General features: G+C 72.4%; 7 protein-coding genes. All 7 read left to right on the top strand.

The features are described 5' to 3' along the window. On the top strand, positions 1-1,256 hold a 1,256-nt coding region (locus IE312_RS42075), incomplete at its 5' end, for an alpha-L-arabinofuranosidase C-terminal domain-containing protein (protein ID WP_306419821.1). A gap of 224 nt (positions 1,257-1,480) precedes the next feature. Next, the gene (locus IE312_RS27460) at positions 1,481-4,042 is read left to right on the top strand and encodes a YfhO family protein (protein WP_189984996.1); all 2,562 of its coding nucleotides are present in this window, start codon (positions 1,481-1,483) and stop codon (positions 4,040-4,042) included. 22 nt (positions 4,043-4,064) lie between these two features. Next, the gene (locus IE312_RS27465; RefSeq protein ID WP_189984997.1) at positions 4,065-5,015 is read left to right on the top strand and encodes a glycosyltransferase family 2 protein; all 951 of its coding nucleotides are present in this window, start codon (positions 4,065-4,067) and stop codon (positions 5,013-5,015) included. Further along, positions 5,015-5,383, top strand: a complete 369-nt coding sequence (locus tag IE312_RS27470; RefSeq protein ID WP_189984998.1) for a GtrA family protein — start codon at positions 5,015-5,017, stop codon at positions 5,381-5,383. Before IE312_RS27465 ends, IE312_RS27470 begins: the two co-directional genes overlap by 1 nt. Positions 5,384-5,428: 45 nt before the next feature. Then, positions 5,429-6,457, top strand: coding sequence for an N-acetyl-gamma-glutamyl-phosphate reductase (argC, locus tag IE312_RS27475; protein WP_189984999.1), 1,029 nt, complete (start codon positions 5,429-5,431; stop codon positions 6,455-6,457). Between the two features lie 88 nt (positions 6,458-6,545). Beyond that, positions 6,546-7,700, top strand: coding sequence for a bifunctional glutamate N-acetyltransferase/amino-acid acetyltransferase ArgJ (gene argJ / locus IE312_RS27480; protein WP_189985000.1), 1,155 nt, complete (start codon positions 6,546-6,548; stop codon positions 7,698-7,700). After that, positions 7,697-7,900, top strand: a 204-nt coding sequence (locus IE312_RS42080) for an amino acid kinase family protein (RefSeq protein WP_440862370.1), incomplete at its 3' end; no start/stop codon positions are given. The genes argJ and IE312_RS42080, both read left to right, overlap by 4 nt.

Consider the following 7,900-nt stretch of genomic DNA (forward strand, 5'->3'; position numbering starts at 1 on the left):
TCTCCAACTCCGGTCCCGACGACGCCGGTTCCGTCTTCGACAAGGCCTGGAAACTCAACCGGGACGCCAAGGTCGACATGGTCGACGAGCACTACTACAACAGCCCCCAGTGGTTCCTGCGGAACAACGACCGCTACGACTCCTACGACCGCTCCGGCCCGAAGGTCTTCCTCGGCGAGTACGCCTCCCAGGGCAACACCTTCGGCAACGGCCTCGCCGAGGCGGCCTACATGACCGGCCTGGAGCGCAACGCGGACGTCGTCGAGCTCGCCTCCTACGCCCCGCTGTTCGCCAACGAGGACTACGTGCAGTGGAGGCCGGACCTGGTGTGGTTCGACAACCACGCCTCCTGGGGCTCGGCGAACTACGAAATCCAGAAGCTGTTCATGACCAACGTGGGCGACCGGGTGGTGCCCAGCACGGCCACCGGCACCCCGGGCCTGGACCGACCCGTCACCGGCGCCGTCGGCCTGTCCACCTGGAACACCAGCGCCGCCTACGACGACGTGCGGGTCACCGCCGCCGACGGCCGCACCCTGCTGAGCGACGACTTCTCCGGTGACACCGCGCAGTGGACCCACACCGGCACCGGGAACTGGGCCGTGCAGGACGGCCGGTACGTCCAGACGGACGACACCGCCGAGAACACCATGGTCCAGGCCGGTGACGCCGGCTGGCACGACTACGACCTGCACGTGAAGGCCACCAAGAAGTCCGGCAAGGAAGGCTTCCTGGTCGCCTTCGGCGTCAAGGACACCGGCAGCTACTACTGGTGGAACCTGGGCGGCTGGAACAACACCCGGTCGGCGGTCGAGCAGGCCGTGGACGGCGGCAAGTCGACACTGGTCTCCAAGGACGGCTCGATCGACACCGGCCGCGCCTACGACATCGACATCAAGGTGCGCGGCCGCCAGGTCACCCTCTACCTCGACGGCCAGGAGTGGGGCCGCTTCACCGACGACAAGCCGGCCGAGCCGTTCCGCCAGGTCGTCACCCGGGACGCGAAGACCGGCGAGCTGATCGTCAAGGTCGTCAACGCCCAGTCCGCCGCCGCCCGCACGGCCATCGACCTCGGCACCGACCGGGTCGCCTCCAGGGCCCGGGTGACCACGCTCGCCGCCGCACCGGACGCGGTCAACACCGAGACGTCCACGGCGGTCGCCCCGCGGACCTCCACCCTCACCGGAGTCGCGCGGACGTTCACGTACACCTTCCCGGCGAACTCCGTCACCTTCCTGCGGATCAAGCGGAAGTAACCACGACCGGGGGTTGCCGCCCCGCCGGTGGCAGCCCCCACGGTTCACCCGGAAATCACCCCTCGGAAAACCGCTGTTTTCCCGTAACCCCGTGAATTTACGCGGAGTTTCCCGTATTCGGAGATACCCGCCCCACTTTTCGGTGAGCGCACAACCATGCGGAAAGAAGGCCCGTCTAAGTCGGCGAAATCGACGGAATGCATTCGCTGGGGGCCGCACGGCACATGGACCGCTTACTCTCGCCCCGCGCACCGCGGCGGGCCGCCGCCCTGCTCGCCGCGGCCGTCACGCTCACCGCCCTCTGCGCCGGTGACACGCTGGCGCGCAGCTACCCCCTCGGCCCCCGCACCCGCGACGTCAACGACCTCGGCAACCAGTACGTCCCCTTCCACGCCCACCTGTGGGACCTGCTGCACGGCAGGGCCCAGGGCGGCCTGCTCGTCAACTGGCAGTCCGGCTACGGCGCTTCCTTCCTGCCCGACCTCGGCACCTACCTCGGCAGTCCGTTCGCCCCGCTCGTCGCCCTCTTCCCCCGCGACCGGATCGACCTCGCCGTCTACGCCCTCACCCTGCTCAAGACCGCCTCCGCGGCGGCGGCCATGGCCTGGCTGCTGCTCACCCTGCGGCCCGGCCGCTGGTGGGCGGCCGGTCTGCTCGGTGCCTCGTACGCGCTGTGCGGCTGGAGCCTGGCCGACGCCTCCTACAACCCGATGTGGCTCGACGGCCTGATCGCCCTGCCGCTGCTGTGCCTGACCGGCGAACGCGCGCTCGCCGGACGCCGGATCCTGCCCGGCGTCCTGACCGTCGCCCTCGCCTGGACCGCCAACTTCTACACCGCCTACATGGCCACCCTCGGCGCCGGCCTGGTCCTGCTGCTGCGCCTGCTGCTCGCCCGGCCGCCGCGCCGACGGGCGCTCGCGACGGCGGGCCGCGCCGTCCTCACCACCGTCCTCGGCGTGGGCCTGGCCGCCCCGCTGGTGACGGTCGTCTACTTCGGCACGCGGCACGCCTACCCCGGCCGCGTCCGCCGGTTCGCCCCCGTGCCCGTCGAGGACGTCGCCGCGCGGCTGCTGCCCGCCACCTACGGCTTCGGCTCCCCGGCCCTGTACGTCGGCCTCACCGCCCTGCTCCTCGCCCTGGCGCTGCCCTTCCACCGGGCGGTCCCGGTCCCGGTCCGCGCCGGCTGGACGGCGCTGGTCCTCGCGGTGGCCCTCTCCCTCCAGTGGGGCCCCACCCACCTGGTCTGGCACGCCTTCGCCACCCCGCAGGGCAGCCCCTACCGGCAGGCGTTCGTGCTGTGCGGCCTGCTGGTGATCGCCGCCTGGCACGCACTGGCGTACGGCGTCCCCGACCGGCGCGCGCTCGGCGCCGCGGCCGCGCTGCTGGCGCTGATCACCGTCGCCGCCGCCCGCGGCGCGCCGGCCGGCTGGTACACCTGGCCGGTGCTGCTGCCCGCCTCCGCGGGCGCCCTCACGGGACTGCTCCTGCTGGCCCGCGCCGGGCGCCGCACCCGGCTCGCCGGGCTGGCCGCCGTCCTGCTGCTCGGTGTGCAGGCCGGTGAGAGCGCCGCCACCTACGCCGTGGCCGGCCGGATGCGTCTCGCGCACATGGACGACTACGCGCCCTGGGGCGAGCGGCAGCGCACCCAGGCGGCGGCGGTCGCCGGGGCCGACGGCTGGCCCCGGTACCGCACCGACCCCGGCCGCGAGCAGACCGTCGGCAACGACCCGCTGCTGGTGGGCGGCGAGGGCGCCCAGTACTACAGCAGCCTGACCGCGGACGTGCTCAGCCGCACGCTCACCGCGCTCGGCGACGGCTGGACCTCGCGCGGCCGGAGCGTGCAGAGCCTGGACAACGCCGTCACGGACGTCGTCTTCTCGGTCGGCGCCCGGGTGCACTCCCCGCCCGACCCGCACCAGAAGCACGTGCTCCCGGGCGGCGGTCCGGTCACCGTCACCCGGCGGGACGTGCCGCCCCTGGTCACCGTCCGGGCCGCACCCGACGGCACGCCCTTCGGGCCGTCGCCGTACCGCAACCAGGAACTGCTGCTCGGCAGCCGCGTCTACACCGTGCCCCGGGTCACCGTGCACGACGACGGCGGGCGGCCGGTCCCGAGCCGCCGGGTCGGCACCGGGAACGCCCTGGCCCGGCCCGTGATCACCGCCCGGTGCCCGGCCGGCACCCGGGTCCACCTCTGGGCCCCGCACTTCTCCGGCACCGCGCGGCTGGCCGGCGCCGCGGAGCCCGCCCGGTTCCGGTCCGTCGTCCCGCGCAACCGCGCCGCCATGGAGCCGCTGGGCACCGCTCCCGCCTCCGGGCGGCTGCGGATCGAGCTGACGCCGGACCGGCCCGGCCGCGTCCCGCCCGGCGCCGTCGGCTGCCTCGACACCGTCCGGCTGGACCGCGCCGCCGCCCGGCTGAAGGCGGCCGGTGCCACCCGGGTGACCGTCTCCGACGGCACCCTGCGGGCCCGGCTGCCCGCCGGCAGCGAGGGCACCGCCGTCGTCGCGGCGCCCCGGATCGCCGGCTGGCGGTGCGCCGCCGGGGACGGCCCCGAGCGGCCCGCCGGCGACTTCCACGGCCTGATCGCCGTCCCTCTGGACGGTACCGCCACCACGCTGACCTGCACCTTCCATCCACCCGGTCTGCGGCTGGGCACGACGGTCGGGGGCGCCTCGCTGCTCACCCTCGTCCTGCTCACCGCCGGTGGCGCCGTCCGCCGCCGGCGCGCCGCGACGCCGTCCGCGACCACACCACCGCGCGAGCGCGTGACCGCCGCTCGCTGACCGCGCCCAGGGGGACCCCCGCATGCTGATATCGATCGTCGCGCCCTGCTACAACGAGGAGGACGTCCTCGCCCGGTTCCACCTCCAGGTGCAGAAGGCCGCCGAGGAACTGCTGCCCCTGGGACACGACATGGAGTTCGTGTACGTGGACGACGGCAGCCGCGACCGTACGCTCGCCGTCCTGGAGGACCTGGCCGGCCTGGACCCCCGGGTGCGCTACGTCTCCTTCAGCCGCAACTTCGGCAAGGAGGCGGCCCTGCTCGCCGGCCTGCGGCACGCCTCGGGCGACTCGGTGATCGTCATGGACGCCGACCTCCAGCACCCCCCGGCGCTGATCAAGCGCATGGTGGAGCTGCGAGAACAGGGCCACGACCAGGTCATCGCCCAGCGCACCCGCACCGGCGACCGGTTCACCCGGACCCTCACCGCCCGGCTGTACTACCGGCTTGTCAACCGCCTGGTCGACGTCGAACTCATCGACGGGGTCGGGGACTTCCGGCTGCTGTCGCGCCGGGTGGTGGACGCGGTGCTGGGCCTGACCGAGTACAACCGTTTCTCCAAGGGCCTGTTCGCCTGGGTGGGCTTCCCGAGCACCACCTTCGAGTACGACAACGCCGTGCGCGAGGCCGGCCGCAGCTCCTGGAACCTGCGCGGCCTGCTCAACTACGGCCTCGACGGCCTGCTGTCCTTCAACAACCGCCCGCTGCGCGCCGCGCTCTGGCTGGGGCTGGGCCTGCTGCTGTGCGCGGGCCTGTACACCGCCTGGATCGTGGGCGCCGCGCTCGTCAACGGCGTCCAGACGCCCGGCTATGTGACCATCATCACCGCCGTGACCGCTCTCGCGGGCGTCCAGATGGTCATGCTGGGAGTCATCGGGGAGTACACCGGCCGCATCTACTACGAGGTGAAGGGGCGCCCGCACTTCCTGGTGAAGGCGACCAATGTGGAACGGACGAAAGATCTCATCCCCTGATGCGGCAGATTCTCACCTTCGCGGCGGTCGGTGTCGTGAACACGGCGACGTACTACTGCCTTTACCTGGTGTTCCTGACCGGCCTGCCCTATCTCGCGGCGCACGTCCTGGCCTTCGCGCTGAGCATGGTCGGCTCCTTCTTCCTGAATGCGCGTTTCACCTACCGGATCCGGCCCACCTGGCGGAAGTTCCTGCTCTTCCCGCTGACGAACGTGACCAACCTGCTGGTCACCACGGCGGGGGTGTACCTGATCGTCGACGTGCTGCACGCCGGCAGCCGCTTCGCCCCGCTGCTCGCCTCGGCCGTGGCGGTCCCGGTCACCTTCGTCGTCTCGCGCTGGGTGATGCTCCCCAAACCGATTGCATAAAAGTGCAGCGATACGTATAGTCATGCCATCTGGAGGAGGGTGGACATGGCGGTACGTGCGGCGGTGGCCGGAGCGAGCGGATACGCGGGCGGAGAGGTCCTGCGCCTGCTCCTCGCACACCCCGAGGTCGAGATCGGTGCCCTGACCGGCAACTCCAACGCCGGACAGCGGCTCGGCGCGCTCCAGCCGCACCTGCTGCCGCTGGCCGGCCGGGTACTGGCCGAGACCACCCCGGAGGCGCTCGCCGGGCACGACGTCGTCTTCCTCGCGCTGCCGCACGGGCAGTCCGCCGCCGTCGCCGAGCAGCTCGGCCCCGATGTCCTCGTCATCGACATGGGCGCCGACTTCCGGCTGCAGGACCCGGCCGACTGGGAGGCCTTCTACGGCTCCCCGCACGCCGGCACCTGGCCCTACGGCCTCCCCGAACTGCCGGGCGCCCGCGCCGCGCTGGAGGGGTCCAAGCGCATCGCGGTGCCCGGTTGCTACCCGACCGCCGTCTCCCTCGCCCTGTACCCGGCCTACGCGGCCCACCTCGCCGAGCCCGAGGCCGTGATCGTCGCCGCCTCCGGCACCTCCGGCGCGGGCAAGGCGCCCAAGCCGCACCTGCTCGGCAGCGAGGTGATGGGCTCCATGTCGCCGTACGGCGTCGGCGGCGGCCACCGGCACACCCCCGAGATGATCCAGAACCTGAGCGGGGCGGCGGGCGAGCGGGTCGCGGTCTCCTTCACACCGACCCTCGCGCCGATGCCCCGCGGCATCCTCGCCACGTGCAGCGCCAAGGCCGTCGCGGGGGTCACGGCGGACGCGGTGCGCGCCGCCTACGAGAAGGCCTACGCCGACGAGCCCTTCGTCCACCTGCTCCCCGAGGGCCACTGGCCCGCGACGGCGTCCGTACAGGGTTCCAACGCCGTCCAGGTACAGGTCGCCTACGACGCGGCGGTGGGCCGCGTCATCGCGATCAGCGCCATCGACAACCTGACCAAGGGCACCGCGGGCGGTGCCGTCCAGAGCATGAACATCGCCCTGGGTCTCCCCGAGACCACCGGGCTTTCCACGATCGGAGTCGCACCGTGAGCGACGCGCGGGCAGCCACCGGGCCGCAGACGACGATGAGAGCCGCACCGGCGCGCTGCGCGGGCGGAGAAGCGAACGAGGAGATGCAGTGAGCGTCACGGCAGCCAAAGGGTTCACGGCGGCGGGCATCGCCGCCGGGATCAAGGAGAACGGCAATCCCGACCTGGCCCTCGTGGTCAACAACGGGCCCCGCCGTGCCGCCGCGGGCGTCTTCACCTCCAACCGTGTGAAGGCCGCGCCGGTGCTCTGGTCCGAGCAGGTCCTCAAGAGCGGCCAGGTCTCGGCGGTCGTCCTCAACTCCGGCGGCGCCAACGCCTGTACGGGCCCGAAGGGCTTCCAGGACACCCACGCCACCGCCGAGAAGGCCGCCGAGGTCCTCGGCCGCGGCGCCATCGAGATCGCCGTCTGCTCCACCGGCCTGATCGGCGTGCCGCTGCCCATGGACAAGCTGCTCCCGGGGCTGGAGACGGCCGCCGCCCAGCTGTCCGAGCACGGCGGCGAGAAGGCCGCCATCGCCATCAAGACCACCGACACCGTCCACAAGACGTCCGTCGTCACCGGCGGGGCCGGCTGGACCGTCGGCGGCATGGCCAAGGGCGCCGGCATGCTCGCCCCGGGTCTGGCCACCATGCTCGTCGTCCTCACCACCGACGCCGACCTCGGCGCCGAGGAGCTGGACCAGGCCCTGCGCGCGGCCACCAGGGTCACCTTCGACCGCGTCGACTCCGACGGCTGCATGTCCACCAACGACACCGTCCTGCTGCTCGCCTCCGGCGCCTCCGGTGTCACCCCCGGCCACGACGAGTTCGCCGAGGCCGTCCGGCGGGTCTGCGACGACCTGGGCCGGCAGCTCATCGGTGACGCCGAGGGTGCCAGCAAGGACATCAAGGTCGAGGTGATCAACGCCGCCAGCGAGGAGGACGCCGTCGAGGTGGGCCGTTCCATCGCCCGCAACAACCTCCTGAAGTGCGCCCTCCACGGGGAGGACCCCAACTGGGGGCGCGTGCTCTCCGCGATCGGCACCACCCGGGCCGCCTTCGAACCCGACCAGCTGAACGTCGCCATCAACGGCGTCTGGGTGTGCAAGAACGGTTCCGTCGGCGAGGACCGGGAACTGGTCGACATGCGCTACCGCGAGATCCACATCGTCGCCGACCTCGCGGCGGGCCCCGAGACCGCGACCATCTGGACCAACGACCTGACCGCCGACTACGTCCACGAGAACAGCGCCTACTCGTCATGAGCACTCGCAAGCACACGGCCCTGCCGAAGGCCCGGATCCTCATCGAGGCGCTGCCCTGGCTGGTCAGGCACAACGGCAGGACGGTCGTCATCAAGTTCGGCGGCAACGCCATGGTGGACGAGGACCTGAAGGCCGCGTTCGCCCAGGACGTCGTGTTCCTGCACCACGCCGGCCTCCGGCCGGTCGTCGTGCACGGCGGC

It is taken from the genome of Streptomyces capoamus (genome assembly GCF_014654935.1).
In the GTDB taxonomy this organism is placed as follows: Bacteria; Actinomycetota; Actinomycetes; order Streptomycetales; family Streptomycetaceae; genus Streptomyces; species Streptomyces capoamus.

Coding starts and splice junctions, on each gene's coding strand:
- IE312_RS27465 (WP_189984997.1), top strand. CDS start 4,065: ATGCTGATATCGATCGTCGCGCCCTGCTACAACGAGGAGGACGTCCTC.
- IE312_RS27470 (WP_189984998.1), top strand. CDS start 5,015: ATGCGGCAGATTCTCACCTTCGCGGCGGTCGGTGTCGTGAACACGGCG.
- argC (WP_189984999.1), top strand. CDS start 5,429: ATGGCGGTACGTGCGGCGGTGGCCGGAGCGAGCGGATACGCGGGCGGA.
- IE312_RS27460 (WP_189984996.1), top strand. CDS start 1,481: ATGGACCGCTTACTCTCGCCCCGCGCACCGCGGCGGGCCGCCGCCCTG.